The following is a 24,852-nucleotide window of genomic DNA, read 5'->3' on the forward strand; positions in this document are numbered from 1 at the left end:
AGCACAGGCAAGTTCGGTGCGCAGTGGAGGAGATTGCGCCATGAACAGTGTTATTTATCTCATCGGCCTCGTCGTCGTCGTGCTTGCGATCCTCTCCTTCCTCGGATTCCACTAGGAGACACCATGCAGGACCAGGACGATCAGGGCCGTCAGCCGGCCGATTTCGAGACAGCCAGAAGCGAGCTTTCGGAAAGACTACAACGGGAAAAGCAGACCGCGACGGAAGCGCTCCACGATGCGCGTGACGAGATCACCAGGAAAGCCGGAGATTACGCATCGGAAGCAAAGCAAGCATTGTTCAACAAGGCGGAGGGAACGCAGCGCGACGTGAGCGCCAACCTCAAGGCCTTCAGCGGCGCATTGCGCGCGGCAAGCGAGCATCTTGCCAACAATGATCAACGGACCGCTTCGAAATTCGCCCTTGACGCCGCAGGCGGGCTCGAGCGGCTTTCCTCGTCCCTGAAGGATAAACCGTTCGACGAGGTGCTTGGCGAAATTCAGTCGTTCGGCCGCGAAAACTCGGGCGCGCTGATCGCCGGTTCGGTATTGGCAGGCCTGGCGTTGGGACGGTTCATCAAGAGCTCGCCACCCTCTGCCCAAACCGGAGCACCGGGCCAGTCGGAAACAGGCCGGGCGCCCGAGACGGGTCCTCGCTCGAATGAGTTCGGATGGCAATCGGCAGAGGCAGTTGAGCCGGCCCCGCTAGGATCCGATCAGTCCGGCGATGACTGGGCCAATGCAAGCCTGGAGCGAAACCCATGACTGACAATCAGGACACTCGCAGCCTGACAACCCTTGTCAGCGATCTGGCACAGCAGGTCACAACACTGCTTCAAACCGAAAGCAGGCTGTTGCGGGCTGAAATGTCGGAAAAGGTAAGCAAGGTCGGCGCCGGCGCCGTGGAGGTAATGGGAGGCGTCATTTGCCTGCTTGCCGCCCTGATGGTGCTTTTGCAGGCGCTGGTGATTGCCTTGGCGAGCGCCGGGCTGGGAGCCGGATGGTCCTCGCTGCTGGTCGGCGTCGTGGTGGCAGTACTGGGCGTCGTACTCTTGCGGTCCGGCAAGGCAAGCATGGCTCCCTCAGAGTTGACCCCCGACCGGACACAAGACCAACTTAAACGCGACGCACGCGTGATCAAGGAACAGATAAGATGACCGACAAATCCGCAGCCGAGTTGGAACGCGATGCTGATATTGCTCGCGCCAGAGTGGCAGATACCGCAGACTCGATCCGCAGCAAGATGACACCGGGCCAACTGATCGACGAATTCACCGGGATGTTCAGCGGCGAGGGATCCGCCATGCTCAGCAATCTTAAGACTCAGGTCAGGGACAATCCGTTGCCGCTTACATTGGTCGGCGCGGGCCTGGCCTGGCTGATGCTTGGCAAGGGCACGTCGGTAGACAGTTCAGCACTTGGTGCCTATTCGACCGGCAGGGAACACGCCACCCGAAACTTCTCTGACCAGAGGGGCTTGGGCGGGGCCTGGCAGGGCTCACGCGGCGATGAGTACGGTGCCGAGGGCGAAGGTTCCGCCGGCTCCATGCTCTCCGATGCCGCTCGTTCGGTTGCTTCCGTGGCAGGCGGTGCGACTGAGGCTGTGGCAGACGTTGCGAGCGGCGCCAAAGAAAGATTGACAAGCACGGCCGGGCAGGTCGGCTCGGCCGCCACCGATATCACGGGGCGGGTGCGTCAGTCGGCGCAGGACCTGTTCCAGCGCGAACCTCTGGCAATGGCCGCGGTGGGCCTTGCCGTGGGCACCGCCATCGGCGTGATGCTGCCTCACACCGCCGCGGAAGACGCGCAACTCGGCCCCTACCGCGACAAGCTTCGTGACAGTGCCGAAGAAGTCTTTGAAGAAGGCGTGGAACAAGCCAAGCAGGTCGCCGCCGAAGCATATGAGACTGTAAAGGAAGAGGCTGACCGACAGGGTTCCAGCGGCGACGCCGAGACGTTGGTCGACCGCGTCGAGAAAGTCGTGAAAAAGACGGCAAGCAAAACCGAGGAAGCCATTCGCGATCGTTTGCCGGAGACCGACGAGGCTCCCAAATCGAACGAGTCTCCCGAAACGACTTGATAGCGCGGCGGTCGTTCGTGGCGATTCCGACCGCGGGTCGCCTCGCGGTTGCCTCGCCAAAGAAGCTCATATCCGAGATGCCCGCGAAACAATCCGCACAGCAGATTGCCGGGCCATAGCGGGCGCTCGCGTTGGCCGCGATGTCCGACGTGATCGCGCGCAGCCTCGCCGATGCGGGTCGGTTCCGAAAGGTTCGTCGGCAAGTAAGGCATCGAGCCGAAGGCGGTGACGAATGCCGGTCCCGGCAAACCGGCATCGTAGACCGCCGGCAGGGTTTGATCTCGACTAGGCGAGCAACGATGTCATTTCAGCGAGTAGAGGTAGGCAGCGATATCCCGCGCCTCCTGCTCAGAAATCCTGGTCGAAGGCATTGCCGTGTGCGGATTGATCTCCCTTGCGGCGCGTATCCAACGGACCATGTTTGGCGGGTTGTTGGACAATACGCCGCCGATATAGACCCGGGTGGCTAGGCTGGCGTCGAGGCGGGGGCCGACCAGCCCTTGCGCTCCGGGAACGCCGGTGATGGTGTGGCAACCGGCGCAGCCATTGGCCATCATGATCGGTATGGCGCGGGCGCCGACACCGCCGGTCGCATTGTCGGCCTTCTGCTCGACCCGACGGCTTTGCTCGAAGTACAACGCAATCCCGGCCAGGGCTGCAACGAGCGCGACGATCGCCGCAGCGCCGACTACGGCTCTAGGCAGCGTGAAGCGCATGCGGCGCCTCCTTTCGTCCGCTCGAGCGGATCCACAGGGCGGCCATCAGCAACGCTGCGCTGCCGTAGATCAGGCCGGCGGGAACCCACATGACCAGACCGGCGAGTTGCTGGTCCTCGAGCGGGCTAAGGCTCCACAATTCTGCGCCGGTGCCGTTTTCCGGATACCACAGCCTTGGCGAGACCAGCAGCAGCACCCCGAGCAGGCCGCTGTGCAGCGAGGTGAAGAAAAGGTGCATGACCGCGCTGCCACAGGCTTGTTCGCGGCCGGAGCGCGGCAGCAGCACCCACCAGAACAGCAGCCCCGAACCGAAGAAGCTGGCATGTTGCGCATAGTGCAGGACACCTTGTGCAAGCGCTGCCTCGAACAGCACCGGAACGTGCCACGCCCATATTGCGACGCCGTGCAGGAAGGTCGCGGTTACAGGGCGGCTGATAGCGGCCCAAACAGTTCGAAGCACCTTCGCGTGCCCGGCTGCGCCAAATGCCAGCCGCAGCTTGATCGGCAATGCCCACATCATCGCCGTCGCCGGACAGGAGGCGACCAGCAGGGGCGCCGCCACCGCCATCAACAGCTCGTGCTCGATCATGTGGGCGGTGAAAACGCGCTCACCCAATGCATGGAGCGGACTGACCAGTGCTGCCGCCAAAATGGCCCAGCCGGCCGCGAACAGCAGGGCCTGCCGCAGCCGCAACGACCGGCTGCGAGTACTTCGCCGCACCAATCGGGTGGCGCCTGCCGTGTAGAGCAGTGCCACCACGACCAACGGCAGCGTAATCGGCAACGCCAGCGTCCAGCCAGCCTGCGGGGCGCCGGCACCGTAGCAGATCGAGGTCGAGACGAGCGCGTCGAAGCTCATCTTAGGCAGCCGTCAAGAATGAGCGAGGCGGCGCCTTGCATGACGATTACCAGCGCAAACAGCACCGAGCTGAGAATGCTGACATTGGCGACGAAATCCTCGGTGCCGCGCGTACGCCCCGGTTTAAAGGCGGCGCCGCCTTGCTGGCGCGCCCGCCACGACAGAACGCCGCCAAGCAAGGCCAGTAATGCCAGCATCAGCGCAATGGCCGGTATGACGGGAACGCCGTGGGCGCACTGCCACTCCACGACCGCGTAATTCAGCTGCGTCGACACCGCCCAGGCCAAAGGTCCAGACAACAGCCCGCCCCATGATGTGCCCAAGCGAAGCGCTCGCATCTCAGTCAAGCCTCGGCATCCAGTAGATCAACAGATAGATCGGGATCCAGGTCGCGACCACGAAATCCCAATAGAAGACGTTGTCGCCCACATCTCCGAAACGCCGGCCGCTATAGCCATGGCGCGTGAACATCAGAACCGTCAGCACCAGCGTGTCGCCGACATCGGTGATCAGGTGCGTTGTGTGAAGGCCGAGCAGCACCCACAGCATTGAGCCGTAGGCGTTGCTATCCCAATAGATGTTGAGGGACGGAAACTCGAACCAACGCACGACAAGCGGTGCGATGCCGAGCAGCGACATCACCACCAGTCCAATGCGTACCGGCACCATGGCGCAGGCTTCGGCGTAGCGGTTCAGTATGTGGTTGGGCACCACGCTGGCGAGCAGCAACAGCGTGACGATGGTACCTGGCCAGTGGTTCGGCGGCGGCGCGCCGAGCGGCCATACGGGCGACAGATAGGCGAGGTATAGATAGGCGCCCGCGGCGAGCGCGAAGCCGGTGCCCTCCAGCGCCATGAAGGCAAGAGTGCCCCACCAGGTCGGGCTGCGCGGTCCGATCCCGAAGGTCGGGAGTTTGGAGAGATCGGCGACAGGGCGCTGTTTCATTCCTCATCCTCCGGATCGCCTTTCGGCCAGAACCAGCCGATCAAGGTGATGGCGATCGGCCCGGCTCCCCAGACCACCGCCCACGGGCTGAAGATCGAATAGAGAAAGGTGGCGCCGACGGCGAGCGCGGCGAACAATGGCCAGATCGACGGCGTCGCCGACTTCTCGCGCACATCGGGGTCCGCCTCTGCCACGGTCGAAATGACAAGTTCGCGCACGTCGACGCGAAGCCCGGTCGCCACGGGAAGTGTATCGCGTTCGCCCCATAGCGGCTCGGCGTGCGTAACCACCGGAATACGGGCGAAATTGTAGTTCGGCGGTGGAGACGTCGTCGCCCATTCCAGAGTGCCCGCATTCCAGGGATTGTCCCCAGCCGGGGCGCCCCTCGAGGCGCTGCGCACCAAGTTTATAGTGAACAGAACGAAGCTCAGGAACAGGACGAGAGCGCCGGCTGTGATGAACAGGTTGATGTTGCCCCAGCCGAGCTCCACCGGGTAGGTGTAGACCCGGCGCGGCATGCCCCACAGGCCGACGATGTGCATCGGGAAGAACGCCGCATTGAAGCCTATGAAGGCAAGCCAGAAGTGCCAGCGTCCTAGGCGCTCGCTCATCATCCGGCCGGTGATCTTGGGAAACCAGAAATAGGTCGCGCCCAGCAATGGGAACACGGACCCGCCGATCAGCACGTAGTGGAAGTGCGCGACCACGAAGTAGGTGTCGTGCACTTGCAGATCCAACGGCACCGACGCCAACATAACACCGGTCAGGCCGCCCGCGACGAACGTGAAGAAGAAGCCGAACACGAACAGCAGCGGCGTCCTGATTATCGGTCGTCCGTCCCACAACGTCGCCAGCCAGCAGAAGATCTGCAGCCCATTCGGGATGGCGATCATCATGCTGGATGCGGTGAAGAAGCTCGCGCCGAGCTTCGGCAGGCCGGTTGCGAACATGTGGTGGACCCACAGGCCGAACGACAGGAAGCCGATCGCAATCAAGGCCAGTACCATGCCCAGATAGCCGAATACCGGCCGCCGCGCGAAAGCGGCGATGATCGAGGACACCATCCCGGTGGCCGGCAGGAAAATGATGTAGACTTCGGGGTGGCCGAAGAACCAGAACAGGTGCTGGAACAGCAATACGTCGCCGCCCTCGGCGGGATTGAAGATATGGGTGCCGACCAGGCGGTCGAGGATCAGGAACGTCGACGTGATCATGACCGCCGGCATCGCGAACACGATCACGAAAGAGGTGACCAGCATCGCCCAGACGTAGAGCGGGATCTTGTCCAGCGACATTCCCGGCGCGCGTTGCTTCAGCACGGTGACGATCGTGGCAACCGCGACCGCCAACGACGACACTTCGGTATAGGTGATCATCTGCGCCCACACGTCGGAACGCTTGCCAGGCCCGAATTCAGGGCCGGACAGCGGCACATAGGAGAACCAGCCGACGTCGGGCGCCATGTCGAGCACAAACGACACCCAGGCGAAGAGGCCTCCCGAGAGGTAGATCCAGAAGCTGAATGCATTGAGGCGCGGAAAGGCGATGTTGCGGGTGCCGACCATCAGCGGCACGAGGTAGATGCCGGTTGCCTGAACGATCGGCACTGCAAACAGGAACATCATCGTCACGCCATGCATGGTGAACAGCTGGTTGTAGCGGTCGGGCCCGATCAGCCCGCGCTCCGGCCCTGACAGTTGGATGCGCATGGCAACGGCGCTGAGGCCACCGAGGCACAGGAAGACGAAAGCGGTGATCAGGTAGCGCCGCGCGACAATCTTGTGGTCGACGCACGAGAGCGCGCCGATGATGCCCGGTGGCGTCTGCCATGTCCGCGCCAGCCAGCCATCGAGGCTGGCGTCGTCGAGGCCGGTGTCGCGAGGACCCTCGCGCACGGGGGCCAGGTCTCCTTTGCTGGCCGCTGCGCGCTCGCCGGCGAGCCGACGCCCACGGGCCACGTCGGCGTTGCTCATTTCAGGCCCTCGAGATAGGCGACGATCGCGTTCAGCTCGTCCCCGTCCAGTCGTACCACGGGCATGTGGGCGCCTGGCTTGATCCCCTGCGGATTGGCTATCCAGGCTGCGAGATTACCGCGGCTCATCGTCAGCGTCCCGGCAGCGAGCGTTTGCCGGCTTGCAATATGGGTGAGGTTGGGGGCGACCGTGCCGCCGGCGATGGTGCCGCCGATCTTGTGACACATCGCGCACGGCCGTTTGAGAAACAGGTCGTGGCCGGTTTTGGCCTCGGCCGACATGGGGGCGGCGGCCGGCCGCAACTGATCTTTCAGCCAGGCGTCGAAGACGGGCCGGGGTTCGGCGATGATGAAGGTGCTCATATTGGCGTGCTGCGCGCCGCAGAACTCGGCGCACTGGCCGCGATAGACGCCGGGCTTGTCCGCCTTCAGATCGAGAACGTTCTCGTGGCCGGGAATGAGGTCCAGCTTGCCCGAGAGGTTCGGCACCCAGAAGGAATGGATGACGTCTGTCGAGGTCATGACAAGCCGCACCGGCTCGCCCGCCGGGATATGGATTTCGTTGGCGGTCGTCAGGATGCGGTTCGGCTGGTCGTTTTCGTAGCGGACCTCCCACCACCATTGATGCCCGGTCACGCGGATCGTCAGCGCTGCATCCGAGCCGATGGCGGCAAGCCTCCGGTTAGCGAAGAAGCTCAGCAGCGTCAGCCCGACCAGGATCAGGGCGGTAGCGCCGAGGGCGGCGACGACAATTTGCATCTTGCGACGCTCGGCGGCAGCCTCGAGGACAAGCAGATCGCCAAGCGGCGCCGGGCGCCGGGCCAATGGCATGATCAGCGCGGCCATCACAAGGAGCCAGACCACCGTGCACAGCGCGGTGAAGAACCAGATCAGCCATGCGAGCTCGCCCGCGGCCGGGCCCTTTGGATCGAGCGCGGATTGCCAGCCGCTGCATCCTGCGAGAAGCAGCATGCAGGCTGTGTACCAGCATACCGTTCGGATAAGGCGTTTCACGGTGATTTCCCCAGCGTCGCCGCATCCGGCAGGCGATTTTCGGATGGATGGGGCATCATGTCGTCGTCGCGGCCCGGTGCGGCGGAGGACGGTGCGTTGCCGCTCAGTGAGCGGACGAAGGCAGCAAGCTCCCAGATCTGGTCATCCGGGATCTTGTCGCGGAAGCTAGGCATGCCGTTTGGCCGGCCATCCCTGATCGTGGCGTGGATGCTTTCAATCGAGCCGCCATAGATCCACTTCTGGTCCATAAGGGCCGGTCCCATACCGCCGCCGCCATTGGCATGGCACCCGGAACAGTTGAACCAGTTGAACAGACGCTTGCCTTCGCTGAGGTGGAAGGCATTGGCCTCGAACGCGCCGGCCTTGGCGTCGGACGAAGCCGGCACCGGTTGGTCACCCGAACCGAGCGCCGGCTGAGGACGCGGATCACGTTCCTCGCGCTGGCAAGCAGCAAGGGCGAGCATTGCCGACAGCAACCGTGGAAGGCGACGGTTCATCGCAGTGCTGCCCCGGCGAAGTGGCCGGCCAACAGACCCCAGACGACTGCCGTCTCAAGGCAGCCGGAACACATACAGCGTACCTCCCGGCGTAGTTATATCCTTCAGATCCTTCATGACGTTGACGAAGCCGAATGCGGCGGTGGCGTCGCGCGGGTCTAGGTCGCCAGACACGATCGCACCGGCCCAGCCGCCGACGCCCGAAAGGATCGCAACATATTGGTGCCCGTCGGGGCCGCGATAAGTGATCGGCTGGCCGATGATGCCGGAGGACGTCTTGAACTGCCAAAGAAGCTCGCCGGTCTTGGCGCTGACCGCCTTGAACCAGCCTTCCATCGTGCCGTAGAACACGACATTGCCGGCGGTGGCGACGGCGCCGCTCCACACCGGAAAGTTCTCCTTCAAGCTCCACGCCGGCTTCGCGGCGGCGATATCCCAGGCGGTGAATGCGCCGCGATTGCCGCCCGGCCCGGGGATCATGCGCACATTCATGCCGACATAAGGCGTGCCGGCAATGTAGTTCACCTGCGTGCCTTCTTCATCCATGCAGAGATTGTTGTGCGGGATGTAGAGCAGCCCCGTCTTCGGCGAGAAGGCCGAAGGCTGCCAGTTCTTGAGGCCTGATGCTGCGGGGCAGATGTCGCGGACGACCTTGCCTGTGCTGGTCCGCTTGTCGGGATTCTCAATCAGCCGGCCGGACTTGAGATCGATGCCCTTGCTGGAATTGACCGGACCGAACGGCACCGCCGACAAGACCTCCCCCGTGGTGCGGTCCAGCAGATAGACGTAGCCGTTGTGTTCCGGCCGGACGAGCACCTTGCGGGGCTTGCCCTGCCAGGGCACGTCGAGCAGCACCTGCTCGTTGATGCCGTCGTAATCATGCAAATCGTGCGGGGTCCATTGATAGAACCATTTCGCCGCGCCGGTATCTGGATCGCGGGCAAAGATGCCGGCGGTCCATTTGTTGTCGCCGGGTCGCAGATCCGGATTCCACGGACCGGGATTTCCGGTGCCGTGGAAGATCAGGTTCAGATCCGGGTCATAGGAGATCCAGCCCCACACAGTGCCGCCGCCGATCGTCCAGGCGTCGGGCGGCCATGATGTCACGCCGAGATCCTTGCCCTTGTCCATGTCGTAATGCGGCCTAAAATCCGGGCCGATCAGCACCTCGGCATCCGGGCCGGTGCTATAGGCCGTCCAGATCACGTGGCCGTCGCCGGCGTCGAGCGCCTTGATCCAGCCGCGCACGCCCATTTCGTCGCCGGAATTGCCGACCAGCACCTTGCCCTTCACCACCAGCGGCGCCATCGTGATGGTCTCGCCGATGCTGATGTTGCCGATGTGGGTGTTCCAGACCGGCTTGCCTGTGGCCGCATCGACGGCGATAACGTGGCCGTCGAGCGTGTTGAAATAGATGCGCCCGTCGAAGAAGGCCGCACCGCGGTTGACCACATCGCAACAGGCAACGCCCTGCGCCGCACGTTCGGGATTGGGCTCGAACTTCCACTTCATCGGCGCGCCAGGCGTGGCAAGGTCAAGCGCGTAGAGGATGTTGGGAAACGGCGTCACGATGTACATGGTATCGCCAACGACCAGTGGCGCGGCCTCTTGACCCTTGTTGACGCCGGTCGAGAAGGTGAAGGCCACCTGCAGGTCCTTGACGTTGTTTTCGGTGATTTCCGTAAGTTCGCTGTAGCGGGTCGAGGCATAGTTCTTGGCGGGCATCGCCCACTGGCCGTCGTCGGGCGGAGCAGCTGCGGCCGGCGGATTTATCGCAGGACTTGGTTCGGGCTGAGCTACCGCCGCGGCGATCAGCGCAAACCCTGCCAGCAGCGTCCAGCCCAGCATCGCCGCCATTGGCCTCTTTCCCGCTTTGCCAGGCACCCTAATTTTCAATTTTTCGCCGCCACCAGTCGCGCTTGCCTCATTTGCCGTCGAGCTGCCGACGTTGGCGCCGAGCTCCATTAGCTAGCTGCAGCTGCGCCGTGTTTGTTGAACACTCTCCAACGCGTGAGCGGCGCAGAAGTGCCAATGGAACGCAATAAATGTCGGATTCGGTGGCCAAAGTCGGTAGCCGGGCGCTCGGGACAGCCGATCCGAGTGTTCGCGTTTCAAGTCGGAAATAAATCCATTCCCGCGGCGTCCGGGCTCGGCTGGAACGGAGCGGCGCCTATCGCAGTTGTGTCGAATGCTGTCTGCAGTCGAGCAACTGGCCCAATCGGTGAAAGAGCGACGAGCGATCTTGTTCGTTGGAGCCGGGGTGTCGATGAGCGTCGGCTTGCCGTCTTGGCAAAAGCTCATCGAGCACATGCAAAACGAGCTCGGCCTTCACGAGGACATGATCGGCGCCCCTGAAGCCAGCTATCAGGCTCTTGCCGAATATTACCGGCTGAAGCAGGGGAGCCTCGGCCCTCTGCGCAGTTGGATGGATCGCGAATGGAGCGTCTCGCGGGAGAAAGTCCAGGACTCGGCGATCCACAAGCTCATCGTGTCGCTCGATTTTCCGATTATCTACACGACAAACTACGACCGAAACCTCGAAGTTGCCTTCGAGATACATAGCCGGCCCTTTGTGAAAGTGGCCAATGCGAAGGATTTGCCCAAGGCCACCGGCGAGGTGACGCAGATCATCAAATTCCACGGCGATTTCGACGACGACAAATCGTTGGTCCTGGCGGAGACCGATTATTTTGAACGGCTATCGTTCGATTCGCCGCTCGATGTGAAATTTCGCGCCGACGCGCTAGGGCGCACCATCCTATTCATCGGCTACAGTATGTCCGACATGAACATCCGTCTGCTGCTGCATCGGCTTTGGCAGACCTGGCGCCGGTCCGGTTATGAGAAGAATCGGCCGAAATCCTTCATCTTCATGCCGCAGCCAAGCATCGTCCAGGAGGCCGTCCTCGGACGCTGGGGCATCGATATGCTGACCGAGGATGCCGACGATCCTGAGGACGCGCTGCTCACATTCCTGAACGAACTCAAGGACAGGGTCGGCCGGCCAGACGGCGCGTGAAAAGTATGTGCAGTGACGAAGCTGCCTTTCTCGAGACGGTCATCCTGATACAGATGCTTCGTTGTCGGCCTCGGTATCCGCATGGCACTCGGTGGTGGCGCACACCGCTGAGGATCGAGCGATGCACCGGCGGCCGCCCCTATGGAACATCCATCGACAATTTTCGTTGACATGCTCCACAAGGCGAGAGGTCGAACATGTCGAAGTTCCAAGCCGCCACCCCAGAGCGTTTGCAGCAGCTCAGGCTTGAGGCAACGGCGCACTTTGCGCCCCTCATACTGCGCGAGGCGCTGGTGCGTCTCTGCCGGGCCTGCGGAAGCGATAGCCTCGAACGTTTCGAGAAGACCATGGTCGACCAAATCGAGGCATCGCGTGACGAGAAAGCCGATTTCGACACGATGAAGGAATTTGCCATCGAACAGCTCTATGGCTGGATTCGAGACGTCAAGTCGTCACCGGATATGACACAGCCGCTGGAGAACGTAGATACTCGAAGGACTCCCGGCCGCTCTGAAGAGCCGCAGACGCTGGAAGACCAGTTGCAGGCTGGTCTGGAGGATTCTTTCCCGGCGAGCGACCCGCCGGCGGTCGTCTCCACCGCGATCCCCGGCGGATCGAAGAAGCTCGTCGGAACCGACGAGGTCCTCAGGCAGCAGCGCGAGAAAAAGGCCGAGAACGCCAGCCATTCGTGATAAGCTGGCGCTGGACGGAACTGCCGGGAGGCAGCCTGCCGGCTCACTCGATGTCGGACATGAAGGCTGTCGGGGCATGCGCATCATGCGGCTCGCCCTCGACAAGAATGTTCGCCTCCCAAGCGGCGTCGACAAATGCTTGGCGGGCTTTGGCGGCCGTGATTTCACCGGTCCGGGCGCGATTCAATAAATCTGCCGCCATCAGCGACAGCGGCGCGTTGCGCGCCGGCCATTTCTCGCTTTTCAGGCAATATAATGCTTCGAAAACGGAACTGACCAATCGCGACCGCCCAGGCTTGCCGAAATAGATGCAAACAGGAGTATCGAACTCTATTCTCAGCACCGTATTCCTCCCGGTTCAAGCAAGCTGGCCGCTTCAAGTAAGCTGGGTTTCTCCAGGGTCTGGAGGGCCGTCCGATGGGCGTTTTAGCCAAACGTCGTGAGCCTTCGCAGGTGTTGTAATGCGTGCTGGTGTTTCGGTCGTCATATCGTGCGCCAGAATGCCCGCCTTGCGGGCGAATGCTTCGAACGCCGCGCGCACCGTCTGGGTATCGACCTCGTCAGCCAGCCCGGCGCGACAGGCGTCGAACGCCGCCTTGTGCGCCGGGCCGCGGCTCGGCCATTCGTTCAAGACGTCATAGGCCTGCCAGATATTTTCGACATGGCGAGGGAAACCAAGGCCGACGAGAATTGGAACGGGGCGGCCAAAGGATTTTTTTGTCATCTGTGTCTCCGCGAAAGAGCCTGTCGCATCAACGCTCGGGACGGACGCGAGGCCGATGCTCTTTAACGCGGGATTGCTGCACGGGTTGCAGCGCGTTTGTTCGATCGTGCGGCGGCCGGTCCTGGCATTATTTGTTGGTCCGGATCTTCTGCCGGGGATTGATACCGCCTTGGGGCGTGGTGTCGTTCTCGACATCACCTTCGAACGTGTTGTCGCCCTGATCGAGCCGGTCGCCCTCCTTGATCGTGCCCTTGGAGCTGCCGATGCCGGGATCGTTGGCGAGGTCGCTATCGGCCGGCGTTTTGCCTTTAACGTGCTTGTTTCCTGTCATGGACTCCTCCTGTTTTTTGAGGTGGCGGGCCGTCCTTTAGGCGGCCAAGGCTCTCTGCGAAATCCGTTTCGACGCGCCAATGGCGCCCCGGATTTTCGGACGACCTCGATTCGAACTCCGCGATACCGGTGGTTGTTCCGTCAAAAATATCGCCGGCGGCTGGATTGCACAGCCAAGCCTCTCCGGTTTCTGGAGCCGGGTGATTTTCGCCACTCGGAACGATCTTTCGCCCAATGCATTTAACTGGTCTGCGCTCACGAACTCATTCTGGACGGGAGCTGGACCATTGCCACCCACAGCCTACGCCTTCGCGCCCCGCGAAACCGAAGAAGTTTCCATCGTCCACCTGATACCCGCTTTGAGGGCTTTCGCCCGCACCTTCTGCCGCACTCCCGATGATGCGGACGACCTGGTCCAGGAGACGCTGACCAAGGGACTGGCCAACATCGACAAGTTCGAGGCTGGAACGCGTATGAAGTCATGGCTCTTCACCATCATGCGCAACACCTACTACACGCGTGTCAGGGCCGCAGTGAGGGAAGCGCCCGGCCTGCTCGACTGCGCTTCCCTGCGTCCAATCTCGGAAGCGACGCAGGAATGGTCCGTACAGGGCAAGGAAGTCCACCAGGCCATCCAGAGCCTTCCCGAGCACCAGCGCGAGGTTCTGATGCTGATAGGCGTGCTGGGCGTCAGCTATGAGGAGACGGCCGAAATATGCGGTTGCGCAGTGGGAACCGTGAAAAGCCGGCTCAACAGGGCACGCGCCGGCGTGCTGGAATACCTTGGCGAAAGTTCCTCGCAAACCCTGATGGAAAGGCGCAGCTACCTATCCGAAGGACAACTGGACTTCGAAGCCGAGAGGCGCCGCTAATATACATGTCACGTTAGTTGCTGGTTTCGCGCAATCGTCTTTCCACAAGCGCGTGCTGCAATTCGATCGCAAGTTTGGTCAGCCGGTCAGGAACCCTTTCCTGTTCGATGGCCGCAAGCAAAGAAGCGATTTCCCGGTCTATCGTCAGATCGGCACGCGTGCTGACGGAATCTTCCCTTGAGCGAGACATCGCGTTCTCTTGGCAAATGTTGGTCCCTTCACCTCACTCTGGTGGCAACAGTGCGAGTTTGCAAGAATTTGCAGGCTATTCCATGCGACCGGCTTCGGTCCTTGCACAGCTTGGTCAGCAGTTGGGCTCTCGCTGCGTTTCAATTGCTCGCCGGCTGCAAGCCACATGCCGCCGCAACGATCAGTTTTCAGGCCGCCGATCCGCTGAATGATCCTGGTACTGCTCGGACTTGACCCGATTGCCGTCGAGCCCACGCTCCTTGGTGTGCTGCTTCTTGTCTCTGTTGGACAGAACGGCGTTCTCTCCGATCTTGTCCTTGGGAAGATCGGTCATCGCGCCAGCGCCAGCGCCTTTGCCGTGACTGCCGCGACCGATGTGCTTCTTGCTGCCGGACGCCATCTTGTCCTCCTTCATACTGTCGAGCGGCTTTTCCCGTTCGGCATCCGAACCAGCGTTGGGCCGCAATGTTCCGCCGGAAATGGTAAGCAGGAAGGCATCGCCGTCCCAGTGCCGGAACGGCTTTTCGCCGTCGACGAGGACTTGCATGCCATTTGCATTGGCGAAGTCATGAACGTCGGCGCGATCCAGCGCCGGCGATCCGCGATATGAATAATTCAAAAGCACGGCCATGCCCGGCCTCTTCAGCACGCGGGCGATTTCCACGAAATGTCGTTCCGCGAGGCCGGCCAGCACCAGATAGGGAAAGCTGTCGACGGCCAGCACGCGATCGAAGCTGGCATCGCGAAAATCGGCAAGATCGAAACCGCGGGTAGGGCGGAATTCTACATTGCCGAGCCCGGCGCATCGCCGGCGGGCGATCGAGATCATCGCTGGGGATATGTCGACGCCGACGATCCGGTGCGACAGAGGAGAGAGCGCCTGTTCGAACCGACCGATACCACAGCCGATGTCCAGTATGTCACGGTCAGTGCCGGTAAAGCCTCGCCTCTCCAGCCATGCAACGATTTCAGCCGTAGCAGCCGAGAGCTTTTCCTCATTGCCCAGCGATGACAGCTGGACGCTCGCCGCCGGGGAGATCGCCGCCGCCGCGTCAAACCCGGCCGCCAGCCGCTCGACGACCGCATCGTCGGTCTCTCCCTCACCGCGTTCGTGCCGAACCGCAGCACCCGTTTTGCGGAGCGTGACGAAGATCTCGGGCCTGCGCTGAAGCAGGTCGGCAATCCGCTGTAGTTCCGCCGTCTTTCGCGGGTCGGCCGAGTGCATATTTTGCGCAATCTTCGCCAGTTCTACGGCGTCGATTCCTGTCTCAAAACGGAGAGCCAGCCTGGCGATGACGGCTTCGACGCCGGCACCATCTGCCATGCACTCCTCCAGCACCTGCGTTGCTGATGTCGCCCGCCGAGATCTCGATCGGGTCGCGCTCACCCCCCTTTGCTCCGCGTCCAGATCTTGCGCATCGTCCACCGGTCGACGGCGCCCCAGCTGTATTTGTAGGCCTCTTGTCCGCGCAGAAAATCGAACTCTTCCGCGCCTTCGCAGATCGCCTGCCTTATCGCCTGGCCGATGAGCAGCGCGCCGGGACTTTCCTCCGCATAGGCCGGATCGAAGCCACCGAGGTAAGCGTAAGCGCGGCCCCGATGATGAAACCCGTAATAGGCGCCCACAATCGCGCCATCGATGGCGACAAGCCAGCATCGGGCAAGTGCTTGAGCAGCTAACAGCGGCAGCGCCTGACGGTGGAATTCTTCCACGCGGCTGTCGGACAGGACGCCGTCGCCGTTTCCGGCCCAGCGCGCGCGGTGAAGGCGGATCAAATGATCGAGGAATGTCTGCGGATCGGACAAAACGGGTTCGATGGCGACCCGGCCACGTCTCGAAGCGGCTCTATGGGCGCGGCGCAATTGGCGCCGTCGCCGCGCCGGAACACAGCTTAGAAGCGTCTCATCGCCCGTGAGGGAGAGCACCGGGCAGGCAGCGTCGCCGACAGCCTGGCTTGTTTCGAGTGCGGCATGCCTGATGGCGAGGCCGGCACCGCCGGCCGGCAGATCCGGCAAGATCCACTGTGACCAGCCGATGGAAAGAACCGAGCCGGCGATGACGGCGCCGACCGGTTCGGTGATCTCGGGAAGACAAAGGACGTCCAGATAGTCGCTCAACGAAATCCCGAGCGGAAGCAACCGCGCGCCGGCTTCCTGGCATTCCAGATAGAGTGGCGCCAGGCCGACCAGATCGTCGCCACTCCAGACGGCGACCGTCGCAAGCTCACCGGGAGCGAATGTCCGCCACCACGGCACCAGCCATGCGGGAGACTGGAACGGCGTCGCCGAGGGACTGCGCGACCAGAGTTCCCACCAGTGTGGCCCGAGGGCTTCGAGGCCCGCCGCATCGTCGATGATCTCGCTGCGGAGCATGTCCCGCTCACTTCGCCGCCGCGAGCTGTCCGCTGTCTGTGCCGAGCCGTGCCAGCGCCCGATAGGCGTCCATGTAGGAGGAGACCATGCGGTCGAGTGAAAAGCGGCGCCGCGCCTCGGCCCGGCAGGTCTCAGGGTCCAGGCCGGGTGCGGCAACGATGGCTTCCGCCATTTCGTCGACATCTCTGACGAGATACCCCGTCTTGCCATGCTCGACCACATCCGGAAGTGCGCCATTCGGGAAGGCCACCACGGGGGTGCCGCAGGCGAGTGCCTCCATGGCGACGAGAGAACTGGTTTCCGCGGCAAGGCTCGGGACGACCAGGCAGCGGGCTGTGTTGAGCAGGCGCCGCTTGGCGACAAAGCCGAGCGGACCGAGGAAGCGGCGCCGACTGTCCAGCCGCGGCTCGACCTCGTCGCGAAAAAACGCTGTGTGGGTTTCGTAGGGATAGACTTTGCCGCCGATGACCAGCGGTACGTTGGCCTTCTTGGCTGCGTCCAGCGCCAGATGAATGCCCTTTTCCGGGCAGATTCGGCTGAGCACGAGCGCAAACTCACGCTTGACCTGTGGCTCGCTCAGCGCGTCGATGTCCACTCCGTTGGGGATCGGCCCGATCAGCCTGGCGCCCGGTGGCGCGGTTCGTTGCTGAGCCGCCGATACCGCATGCAGCCACAGATCCTCTCGCGCCGGGGTGAGAGCATCGGCCGGATACCAGTCGAGCGGCAGGTGCAAGGTCACCAATGTCGGCCCATAGTCCGGCAGATAGGCATCGAAATCGATGCCGTGCAAATGAACCACGTCGATTGGCCAACGGGCGCGAGCGGTAGCGATTGCAGCGCGATGAGCACGCTGGGCCCGACGCTTCGCCGCTTCATCGAGCACAGCCGGTTCGGCCGGCGTCTCGATGAGAGTGCCGGCAGCGCTCGAGCCCTGGCAGCCGATCACGATCGAACGGTGTCCGGCCTGTACGAGCGTCTGGTCGAGCATCGACAGCACCTGCTCGGCGCCGCCGACCGCATCCGGCCCGACCGGGGCGAGGGGATAGGCGACGTTGAGGACGGTGAGCGTCATGGCTGGCGAGCCGAAGCTCCTCACGCTGCGGAGGCGCGCTGTCTGCCGGCGGAAGGGGCAGCGATGCTGCCGGCATAGCGGCGCGTCATTGCCGCGCAGAACTCGGCGAATTCCTCCGGCACCAGCGGCGGGCTGGCGTGGTGCGGCATCATTCCGCGGTGTTCCGGCGTGAAGCAGAAGGTGACCGTCACGTCGAAGTCGGCCAAAGCCTCCATTTGCCGGTCGAACCAGTCAAGTGCGTTCGGCCTGAAACTGTCGGCCCAGGAAAGCCCGGTGCGCAGATTGGTGACGCCGAGCCGTTTCATCCAGGCGACGGCGTCATCCAGCCGGTGATCTTCGAAATGGAACCACTGCACCAGTCCCATTGCCGGCGCGTGGTGCAGGAATTCCTCGAGCGCGGGCTTTGGCGTGCCGTCCTGGCGCAGCAGGCCCATGTAGAAATGGCGGTAGTAGGAAGAGCCTTCCGCCTCACGATGGCGCGTCGTCGCTTCCCATTCGCGCGGCAGGTCGTAGAGGCTATACCATTGGATGCGCGGTGCATTGCCGATCAGCAGTTCCGCGGTCCGGCGCAGGCCCCAGGCCTGTACCTCCTCGGCACCGAAGGTCGACACGCCGACCTCGCTGACCCATACCGGAAGATCGGTGACAGCCGAGATCTCGCCAATCTTCTGCGGCCATTCGTGGATCTGCCAGAGGTTCCAGTCGAGCGGAAAGCCGTGCACGGCGACCGCGTCGACATGATCGAGCACGCCGAATTCCTTCATCCGTATCATGAAGGCGGCGTCGATCGGCGAGATGCCGCCAAGGACCTTGGTCAAGGCCGGATTCTCCGACGCTATCGCGTCGGCGGCCAGGATTGCCATGTTGGCGAAGCGGCTCCAGTCGGGATCGAGCTCTGGATCCCAGTGGGATTTGTTGTTGGGCTCGTTCCAGATCATCGCGGCTTCAATCATTTATCTGTCCTTTCGACGGGTAGATGGCGCCGCCGCCGGCCGGTACGTCGGCGGTGCGGCAGAAATAGACCTCCTGCTCGGGTTGCAGCACGATCTCGAAGCCGGCGCTGCGCAGCATGGCTTCGGTGCAGGCGCGATTGGGAATCCACCAGTTGGTCGGGTCGTCGGCATAACGATGCTCGATGAAATGCAGCTTTGGGAACTCCGGCCGGTCGAACAGGTCGTGCGTCCAGAAATGATAATTCTGCTCGAGTGCCGGCACGTCGGTGCTGCCGCGCTGCATCGACTGGAAAATCATCAGGTCGTCGGCAACGTGCTCCCGGATCAGATCGAGAGCGAGCAAGGGATGGCGCAAATGGTAGAGCACTCCCATGAACAGCACGATGTCGAACCGCTCACGCAGCGCGCCAACGTCGTAGACCGAGAGCTGCTGGAATTCGATGTCGCAGTCCGCAACCTCAGCGGCAAAGCGCGCCTGCGCAAGGTATGCCTCGTCGAAGTCGATGCCGAGCACGCGGCCGGCGCCGCGGCGTTTCATCTCGATAGAGTAGAAACCTGCATTGCAGCCTATGTCGAGCACCGCCTTGCCGGAAAGATCGGCGGGAATGGCGTCGGCGAATTTGCGCCATTTGATCAGCGGGTAATTGCCGAGGAAATGATCGGGAGCCGTTTCCACGCCGGCCAGCTCCATATTGTGGAACCATGGGCCGAGCGCATCGATGCGGCGGCGGATTTCGGCATCGGAATGCAGCATGGCTAGCCTCCTTCGCCTGCGAGGATAGGGAGGTGCTGGTGGCCGGGCAGCGTCATGGCGGCTTGGTCGTCCTTGGTACTGGCGGCGCTTTCGAGCAGCCGAAGTGCGGTGCGGTAGCCGTTGAAAGTACCGACATCGACATAGGCGGTGCCAGCCTTGATGCCATGTGCTTCGCCTCCGGCGGCGAGGTAGGCATTGACCAGCGTGCCGATATATTCGTCGCACCGGTCCCGTTCCCGCCACAGTGCGGCGAGCCGGTGAAGGGTACGGCCGGGCATCTTGAACGCACCCCAGATCCAGTTCGATTGGGCATTCTGCTGCTTGACCTGGATTTGCTTCACCCGGTCGTCCTCATCGACAACGACGGCATCGAAGAATTCAGGCTGGTCCACCGGAAACAGCAGGAAGGACAGGCCGTCGTCCGGGAGGGCCAGGAAGCCGTCTTCGGGAAACCAGATCGTATCGGGCAACCCGACCAGAACGGTCTCATCGGCCGCGACGAGCGGTGCGGCGCGGAAGATGGCGTCGCAAAGGCCGACCGGAGAGGGCTGCACCACAAACATCGCGGCCGCATCAGCATAGCCGGCAGAATAATATTCGAGGATATCCGACTTACCCGAGCCGATGACGAAGCAGATCTTGTCAGCCCCCGCGCGCACCATGCGGCGCACCAGGTATTCGCTGACCGCGCAAGGCCGCTCGGTGTTGCCGTCGATGCGGCTGCCGACCGGCAGAAGCTCCTTCGAAAAGCCGAGCGGCTGGATGCGGCTTCCCCGTCCGGCTGCGGGCACGATGCCCAACATCAAACTGCCTCCTTCAACGGCTCGCCATGCGTGGAGCCGTGCAGTGCATCGGACAGGATGCGGTCGAATTCCTTCGCCCGCCGCGCCGAGGTGTGTTCGTCCAGTACCCGCTCCCGCGCCCGGCGGCGGATCGCGTCAAGCTCTGCGTCGGGCAGGTCGAGCGCGGCGACCACGTCGTCGGTGCTGTTGGCCACGACGATCTCTTCGCCGGGCCGGAAGAAGGCCGCCAGTCCCGGCCACGTGTCGCTCACCATCGCAGCACCGCAAGCGGCGGCTTCGAATAGCCGGCCGGAAGGACACCAGCCCCTTTCGGCCATCGCCTCGCGGGTCACGTTCAGGGTCAGCCGTGATGATGAAAAGAAGGCGGGGTGTTCGGCGGGCGGCAGGTGACGGACGAAGAAAATATTGTCGCTCCACGGGAACTCTTGCGGATATTGTGCGCCGCCAATGATGAAACGGCGATCCGGCAGGCGCGCAGCCGGACTGACCAGCAGCCTTTCGACCCCGGCCTGGCGGTCTGCCGCATACGTCCCGAGATAGGAAAGGTCGCCGGCAAACTCCGGCTTGGGCGGGGCCGGCCGGTGTCGCTCTGGATCGACATGGCCGTAGAGCGGCATGACGCGGCGCGCGCCCAGCATCGTCTTCAGCGCATCGATCGCGGTCCCCCCCGTGTAGCTCAGCACGAGGTCGAAATCGCGAAGCCCTTCCGGCCCGAAATAGGCCGGAGGCTCACCTTGTTCGATTCGCGCCAGCGTCACCGGCGTGTCTAGGTCGTAGAAGACCTTCAGCCCGCGACAGGCCTGGTGGGCAAGGCGCGATGCGCTCACCGCATCGGGGCAATAGGAGGTGACGATGACGACATCGGCCTCATTCACCGCCTGCTCGGCAACGCTCTGGATGTCCTGCCAGTCCGGATAAAGGACAATGCTGCCGCCATCCAACTGGTCGAGGTCGCGCGTCCCGGCATAATAGGGAGTGTTGCGCTCGAAGAAGGTGATGGACCAGCCCAGCCCGGCCATCGCCCGGATCAATCCACGCCACAGCGTGGCGTGCCCGTTGCCCCAAGACGATGTCACGGTAAGACCGAAAATGACCATGCGCATCCGGCAATTCCTCGTCAGGCAGCTTCGTTGAGTCTGATCAGCTTCGACCCCCAGTCTCCCCAAACAACCGTGGTGATCGATGCTGGGTCGATATCGAAACGAAAGCAGTTCCCCAGCGACAGGCCGAGCACTTTGCACACGGCGGCCTTGATGACGTCGGCATGGCTGACCAGTGCAACGCACTGGTTCTGGTATGTTCCGCGGACCTGCTCGATCAGCGAGACGACGCGTTGCTGCACGTCCAGCATGGTCTCGCCGCTCGGTGTTCTCGCCTGCTGGCGCTGGTCGTTCCACACCCGCCAGTCGGCATCCTGGTTCAGTTCCTCGAAGGTCTTTCCCGACCAGGTGCCGAAGTCGATCTCATCGAGTTCCTCGCGGATTACGATTTCACCGGCATTGCAGGCGAGTGCAATCGGATTGGCCGTCTCCTGCGTGCGTTCGCGCGGGCTACAAAAGATTGCCGCTATCGCCTCGCGTGCCATACGGTCAGCCAGATGCGAGGCCTGTGCCCTGCCGGCTTCGCCGAGGCAAACGCCCGCCATCCGTCCGGCAAGATAACAGCCGACATTGTCATGCGCGGCGTGGCGGACCAGAAAGAACGTCGTCGTCATTCCGCGGCATCGAGCATCGGCTCGTCCTTACCGGCGATGAAAGAGAGCGTGCGCTGGCGGGCTTCCGCGTCGGTGAACTGCTCGGGCGGCGATTTCATGAAGTAGCTGCAGGGACCGGTCAGCGCGCCTGCGATGCCGCGGTCGAGCGCCAGCTTGGCGCAACGCACCGCATCGATCACGACCCCGGCCGAGTTGGGCGAATCCCACACTTCCAGCTTGAGCTCGGCATTCAGCGGCACACCGCCGAAGGTCGTGCCTTCGACCCGGATATAGGCCCACTTGCGGTCGGTCAGCCACGGCACGTGGTCGCTCGGCCCGACGTGAATGTTGCCGGGCTCCAAGGGAACATCGATCTGGCTGGTGACGGATTGCGTCTTTGAGATCTTCTTCGATTCCAGCCGCTCGCGCTCCAGCATGTTGAGGAAATCGGTGTTGCCGCCGAAATTGAGCTGGTAGGTGCGATCGATACGCACGCCGCGCTCACGAAACAGGTTGGCAAGCAGACGATGTACGATCGTCGCACCGACCTGGCTCTTGATGTCGTCGCCGATCAGCGGCAGGCCGTGTTGCTCGAAGCGGCGGCGCCACTCCGGCCGCGAGGCGATGAAGACTGGTATGCAGTTGACGAAGGCGCAGCCCGCCTCGAGCGCGCACTCGGCATAAAAGCGCGTTGCCTCTTCCGAACCGACTGGCAGATAGGACACCAGGACTTCGGCGCCGCTGTCGGCGAGGATCTTGCCGACATTGGCGACCGGCTCGTCGGCCTCCTCGATCTCGTCGCGCAGATATTTGCCGATGCCGTCCAGCGTCGGTCCGCGTTCGACGCGAGCGCCGGTAGGCGCCACATTGGCAAAGCGGAAAGTATTGTTCGGCGCGCTGTAGATCGCGTCTGCCACATCGCGTCCGACCTTGCCCTTGGCGACGTCGAATGCGCAGACCACTTCAATGTCCTTGACATGGTAGCCGCCAAGATCGGCGTGCATCAGCCCGGGTATGGGCTCATTGCTCCTTGCGTCGCGGTAATAGGTAATGCCCTGAACAAGGGAGGAAGCGCAGTTGCCGACGCCGACTATACCGATTCGAACTTTCTTCGATCCCACGAAACCGCTGCCTATGCTGTTGAAGGTAAGTTCTTCGTGCCAAACCGCCTTCCTCCCGGATTGTTCCTTGCCGGCTGCAAAAATCGTGCAACCGATAGTGGATCAAAGTAGCGCCCGCCGAGTTGTGCAGCGAGGGGTGAGGCCAACCGGGACGGGACAATGATCGTCTATGGCGACCACAAGCAAATGCAGGGCGCGCAACGTGTTCGCGGCTCAGCGTGCAAAGCGGCCGAGCACATTGCGGACATGCCAAGTGGGATCGAACGCCACGCAGCCCTGGTCGGCCTATTCATCAGGGCCTCGGAACTGGTCCAAGGCCTTGCCGATGCTGAATTCGAGGCCAACGGCACGGACAGGAATTCTCGACAGCGGATCGCGGGCGCAAACCTGCTGGTCGGCTTGGCCCGGCACGTGGGTAGATCGTGGGAGGCCGGATTCACGATCGATGGCCCGGTCGATGCTGACGTGCCGCGAATGTTGGCCGAACTCGAATGCGATGGCGACATTCTGACCGGCTCGGCTGAGGGCTACGCCCATTACGCGCTTTATCCGGAGAGCTATTTCGTCGCCGCGCGGCAGTCGGGTCTCGATGCGAACACATGCGTAATCGGCATCCGCAGCATCGGCCTGGGGCTTGCAGCGATGGTGGCTGCAGCCATCGGCGCACCAGCACCCGTCAGCGTCCGTCCGACCGGCCACCCGTTTAGCAGGCGGCTTGCCGCCGATCCGGAGCTGATCGGTGGCTGGATGACGAAGCCGTCGGCCCGCTTTGCCATCGTCGACGAAGGCCCGGGTCTGTCCGGCAGCTCGTTCCACGCCGTGGTCGCATGGCTACAAGCGCTGGGCATCGATGCCAGGCGCATCCATCTGTTCCCAAGCCATTTGGGTGGCCCGGGTCCCGAGGCTTCGGCGGACAGTCGTGAGGCATGGAGGGTTTGCCAAAAACACACCGCGGATTTCGAACGGACTTTCCCCGCTGGATCCGCTGTCCCGACGTTGCGGAATTGGGTAGCCCGGACGATCGGCAGCACAGCGGTCAGCCTGACGGAAACATCCGGCGGAGAGTGGCGTCGCTTTCACTATTACTCGAAGGATCATTGGCCACCCGTTCACCGCGGCTTCGAACGGCGAAAGTTTCTCGCTTCTGCGGGCCGGGAAAAATGGTCGGTCAAGTTCGTTGGCCTCGGCGAAATCGGAATGCACAAGGCCGAGACCGCCAGGAGGCTGCACGATGCAGGCTTTGGTCCGGAAGTCGCCGGGCTGTGCCATGGCTTTCTCGTCGAACGCTGGATCGAGGGTACAACTCTGGACCGGGCAAGGCATTCGAAAGAAAGAGTGGTCGCTCATCTCGCGCGCTATCTGGCCTGGCGTGCAGCCAATCTGCCCGCCTCCGAGCCGGGCGCCTCGCTGGAGGTGCTTGCCGACATGGCCGTGCGGAATACAAGTGAGGCGCTGGGCGAAAGCCGCGCGGCGGAGCTGCAGAACTGGTTTTCGACACAGGCTCAACCCAAGAATATGCAGCGGGTCGAGATCGACGGGCGGCTTCATCCTTGGGAGTTCATCCTTTCGCGCGGCGGAACGCTGATCAAGACGGACGCCCTCGACCATTGCCGGTCGCACGATCTGGTCGGCTGTCAGGACATCGCCTGGGACATTGCCGGCGCCCGCGTCGAATACAGCCTCTCGGACGCGGCGACTGCGGCGCTTTGCAAGGTTGTGGAAGCGAGAGCCTCCCGTCCCGTCGATGCCAATCTGGTCCACTACTACGAGCCCTGCTATCTCGCCTTCCAGCTTGGCTTGTGGAGCATGGCTTTACGATCTGGCGATGATCGGGAACAGATCCGGCTGGCGGCCGCGGCAAGACGTTATACGGCGATGTTGCTTCGGTTCCTGGATACCCAAGGGCACCTGCGGCCCTTCGAGCAGGATCAGTCCAGCCGGCGAAGCATATCCGCTTCCTTTTCGAGGATGGCGGCTACCTCTTCCCGCTGAAGATGCGTCAGCATCAGGCTCACGCAACATTCCAGATAGGTGATGGAGGCGCGCTGCAGGAAGGCAGCCGTCTCTCTTGCGGCCATTTGCTCGATGTCTTTGGCGGATCGCTTTGGATGCACAAATCGTCTCCATGCCGGTACCCTGGCCGAACCGGAAGCTGGACGGGTTGTTCCCGCGACGAG

The 24,852-nt window shown here is 62.7% G+C and carries 27 protein-coding genes and 1 pseudogene; 7 read left to right on the forward strand and 21 right to left on the reverse strand.

Features of this window, described 5'->3' with window-relative positions; genetic code table 11:
- Nucleotides 1-33: 33 nt before the first annotated feature.
- The 3 genes from NKH01_RS13305 to NKH01_RS13315 are packed head-to-tail and all read left to right on the forward strand — an operon-like array spanning nucleotide 34 to nucleotide 2,077.
- Nucleotides 34-762 (forward strand): hypothetical protein, encoded by a 729-nt coding sequence (locus tag NKH01_RS13305; protein ID WP_245278485.1) that lies wholly within the window; start codon nucleotides 34-36, stop codon nucleotides 760-762.
- Nucleotides 759-1,154, forward strand: a complete 396-nt coding sequence (locus NKH01_RS13310; RefSeq protein ID WP_352493900.1) for a phage holin family protein — start codon at nucleotides 759-761, stop codon at nucleotides 1,152-1,154. The genes NKH01_RS13305 and NKH01_RS13310 overlap by 4 nt, the downstream gene beginning before the upstream one ends.
- Nucleotides 1,151-2,077 (forward strand): hypothetical protein, encoded by a 927-nt coding sequence (locus NKH01_RS13315; protein ID WP_353020438.1) that lies wholly within the window; start codon nucleotides 1,151-1,153, stop codon nucleotides 2,075-2,077. The genes NKH01_RS13310 and NKH01_RS13315 overlap by 4 nt, the downstream gene beginning before the upstream one ends.
- Before the next feature lie 302 nt (nucleotides 2,078-2,379).
- Here NKH01_RS13315 and NKH01_RS13320 read toward each other — a convergent pair whose 3' ends face one another.
- The 8 genes from NKH01_RS13320 to NKH01_RS13355 are packed head-to-tail and all read right to left on the reverse strand — an operon-like array spanning nucleotide 2,380 to nucleotide 9,937.
- Nucleotides 2,380-2,793 (reverse strand): c-type cytochrome, encoded by a 414-nt coding sequence (locus NKH01_RS13320; protein WP_353020439.1) that lies wholly within the window; start codon nucleotides 2,791-2,793, stop codon nucleotides 2,380-2,382.
- Nucleotides 2,774-3,652 carry a cytochrome c oxidase assembly protein gene (locus tag NKH01_RS13325; protein ID WP_353020440.1) on the reverse strand — a complete coding sequence of 293 codons (879 nt, stop codon included), beginning with the start codon at nucleotides 3,650-3,652 and terminating at the stop codon, nucleotides 2,774-2,776. Before NKH01_RS13325 ends, NKH01_RS13320 begins: the two co-directional genes overlap by 20 nt.
- Nucleotides 3,649-3,951: a hypothetical protein gene (locus NKH01_RS13330; RefSeq protein ID WP_353020441.1), complete on the reverse strand. Its 303-nt coding sequence runs from the start codon at nucleotides 3,949-3,951 to the stop codon at nucleotides 3,649-3,651. Before NKH01_RS13330 ends, NKH01_RS13325 begins: the two co-directional genes overlap by 4 nt.
- Before the next feature lie 40 nt (nucleotides 3,952-3,991).
- Nucleotides 3,992-4,597, reverse strand: a complete 606-nt coding sequence (locus NKH01_RS13335) for a cytochrome c oxidase subunit 3 (RefSeq protein ID WP_353020442.1) — start codon at nucleotides 4,595-4,597, stop codon at nucleotides 3,992-3,994.
- Nucleotides 4,594-6,570 carry a cytochrome c oxidase subunit I gene (gene ctaD / locus NKH01_RS13340; RefSeq protein WP_353020443.1) on the reverse strand — a complete coding sequence of 659 codons (1,977 nt, stop codon included), beginning with the start codon at nucleotides 6,568-6,570 and terminating at the stop codon, nucleotides 4,594-4,596. Before ctaD ends, NKH01_RS13335 begins: the two co-directional genes overlap by 4 nt.
- A complete protein-coding gene (coxB, locus tag NKH01_RS13345; protein ID WP_502912624.1) occupies nucleotides 6,567-7,541 on the reverse strand; it encodes a cytochrome c oxidase subunit II in 975 nt (324 codons plus the stop codon). Before coxB ends, ctaD begins: the two co-directional genes overlap by 4 nt.
- Nucleotides 7,542-7,579: 38 nt before the next feature.
- Nucleotides 7,580-8,080: a c-type cytochrome gene (locus NKH01_RS13350; protein ID WP_353020445.1), complete on the reverse strand. Its 501-nt coding sequence runs from the start codon at nucleotides 8,078-8,080 to the stop codon at nucleotides 7,580-7,582.
- A gap of 54 nt (nucleotides 8,081-8,134) precedes the next feature.
- Complete coding sequence (locus NKH01_RS13355; RefSeq protein WP_353020446.1) at nucleotides 8,135-9,937, reverse strand: methanol/ethanol family PQQ-dependent dehydrogenase; 1,803 nt, start codon at nucleotides 9,935-9,937, stop codon at nucleotides 8,135-8,137.
- Nucleotides 9,938-10,268: 331 nt separating this feature from the next.
- Between NKH01_RS13355 and NKH01_RS13360 the strand changes: the two genes are divergently transcribed.
- Together NKH01_RS13360 and NKH01_RS13365 are read left to right on the forward strand one after the other, a co-directional pair.
- Nucleotides 10,269-11,099: an SIR2 family NAD-dependent protein deacylase gene (locus NKH01_RS13360; RefSeq protein WP_502912622.1), complete on the forward strand. Its 831-nt coding sequence runs from the start codon at nucleotides 10,269-10,271 to the stop codon at nucleotides 11,097-11,099.
- A 230-nt stretch (nucleotides 11,100-11,329) separates the two neighbouring features.
- Entirely contained in the window at nucleotides 11,330-11,791 is a 462-nt protein-coding gene (locus NKH01_RS13365; protein ID WP_353020449.1) for a hypothetical protein, read from the forward strand.
- 43 nt (nucleotides 11,792-11,834) lie between these two features.
- Here NKH01_RS13365 and NKH01_RS13370 read toward each other — a convergent pair whose 3' ends face one another.
- The 3 genes from NKH01_RS13370 to NKH01_RS13380 form a co-directional block, all read right to left on the reverse strand.
- Nucleotides 11,835-12,134 (reverse strand): DUF982 domain-containing protein, encoded by a 300-nt coding sequence (locus NKH01_RS13370; protein ID WP_084642356.1) that lies wholly within the window; start codon nucleotides 12,132-12,134, stop codon nucleotides 11,835-11,837.
- Nucleotides 12,135-12,167: 33 nt separating this feature from the next.
- Nucleotides 12,168-12,515 carry a DUF982 domain-containing protein gene (locus NKH01_RS13375; protein WP_353020450.1) on the reverse strand — a complete coding sequence of 116 codons (348 nt, stop codon included), beginning with the start codon at nucleotides 12,513-12,515 and terminating at the stop codon, nucleotides 12,168-12,170.
- A 127-nt stretch (nucleotides 12,516-12,642) separates the two neighbouring features.
- Complete coding sequence (locus NKH01_RS13380; protein ID WP_353020451.1) at nucleotides 12,643-12,846, reverse strand: hypothetical protein; 204 nt, start codon at nucleotides 12,844-12,846, stop codon at nucleotides 12,643-12,645.
- Between the two features lie 286 nt (nucleotides 12,847-13,132).
- On the opposite strand from NKH01_RS13380, the gene NKH01_RS13385 reads away from it, so the two are divergent.
- Nucleotides 13,133-13,717: a sigma-70 family RNA polymerase sigma factor gene (locus NKH01_RS13385; RefSeq protein ID WP_353020452.1), complete on the forward strand. Its 585-nt coding sequence runs from the start codon at nucleotides 13,133-13,135 to the stop codon at nucleotides 13,715-13,717.
- Nucleotides 13,718-14,087: 370 nt separating this feature from the next.
- Here the strand turns inward: NKH01_RS13385 and NKH01_RS13390 are convergent, their stop codons facing one another.
- The 10 genes and pseudogenes from NKH01_RS13390 to NKH01_RS13435 form a co-directional block, all read right to left on the reverse strand.
- Entirely contained in the window at nucleotides 14,088-14,306 is a 219-nt protein-coding gene (locus NKH01_RS13390; RefSeq protein WP_023717099.1) for a hypothetical protein, read from the reverse strand.
- A gap of 192 nt (nucleotides 14,307-14,498) precedes the next feature.
- A pseudogene (locus NKH01_RS13395) lies at nucleotides 14,499-15,230 on the reverse strand (class I SAM-dependent methyltransferase); the annotation flags it as partial.
- 59 nt (nucleotides 15,231-15,289) lie between these two features.
- A complete protein-coding gene (locus NKH01_RS13400; protein WP_353020453.1) occupies nucleotides 15,290-16,279 on the reverse strand; it encodes a GNAT family N-acetyltransferase in 990 nt (329 codons plus the stop codon).
- A 7-nt stretch (nucleotides 16,280-16,286) separates the two neighbouring features.
- Nucleotides 16,287-17,351: a glycosyltransferase gene (locus NKH01_RS13405; protein WP_353020455.1), complete on the reverse strand. Its 1,065-nt coding sequence runs from the start codon at nucleotides 17,349-17,351 to the stop codon at nucleotides 16,287-16,289.
- Between the two features lie 20 nt (nucleotides 17,352-17,371).
- Nucleotides 17,372-18,304, reverse strand: coding sequence for a glycoside hydrolase 5 family protein (locus NKH01_RS13410; RefSeq protein WP_353020457.1), 933 nt, complete (start codon nucleotides 18,302-18,304; stop codon nucleotides 17,372-17,374).
- Entirely contained in the window at nucleotides 18,297-19,058 is a 762-nt protein-coding gene (locus NKH01_RS13415; RefSeq protein ID WP_023716617.1) for a TIGR04290 family methyltransferase, read from the reverse strand. Before NKH01_RS13415 ends, NKH01_RS13410 begins: the two co-directional genes overlap by 8 nt.
- Before the next feature lie 2 nt (nucleotides 19,059-19,060).
- On the reverse strand, nucleotides 19,061-19,861 hold the full coding sequence (locus NKH01_RS13420; RefSeq protein ID WP_352850528.1) for a nucleotidyltransferase family protein: 801 nt from the start codon (nucleotides 19,859-19,861) through the stop codon (nucleotides 19,061-19,063).
- Nucleotides 19,861-20,964, reverse strand: coding sequence for a CgeB family protein (locus tag NKH01_RS13425; RefSeq protein WP_353020458.1), 1,104 nt, complete (start codon nucleotides 20,962-20,964; stop codon nucleotides 19,861-19,863). Before NKH01_RS13425 ends, NKH01_RS13420 begins: the two co-directional genes overlap by 1 nt.
- A gap of 14 nt (nucleotides 20,965-20,978) precedes the next feature.
- The gene (locus NKH01_RS13430; protein WP_023716620.1) at nucleotides 20,979-21,575 is read right to left on the reverse strand and encodes a histidine phosphatase family protein; all 597 of its coding nucleotides are present in this window, start codon (nucleotides 21,573-21,575) and stop codon (nucleotides 20,979-20,981) included.
- On the reverse strand, nucleotides 21,572-22,675 hold the full coding sequence (locus NKH01_RS13435; protein ID WP_353020459.1) for an inositol-3-phosphate synthase: 1,104 nt from the start codon (nucleotides 22,673-22,675) through the stop codon (nucleotides 21,572-21,574). The genes NKH01_RS13430 and NKH01_RS13435 overlap by 4 nt, the downstream gene beginning before the upstream one ends.
- A gap of 159 nt (nucleotides 22,676-22,834) precedes the next feature.
- On the opposite strand from NKH01_RS13435, the gene NKH01_RS13440 reads away from it, so the two are divergent.
- Nucleotides 22,835-24,667, forward strand: coding sequence for a hypothetical protein (locus NKH01_RS13440; RefSeq protein WP_353020460.1), 1,833 nt, complete (start codon nucleotides 22,835-22,837; stop codon nucleotides 24,665-24,667).
- The last annotated feature ends 185 nt before the right edge of the window (nucleotides 24,668-24,852 follow it).

The organism is Mesorhizobium sp. M1403 (assembly GCF_040317695.1).
In the GTDB taxonomy this organism is placed as follows: domain Bacteria; phylum Pseudomonadota; class Alphaproteobacteria; order Rhizobiales; family Rhizobiaceae; genus Mesorhizobium.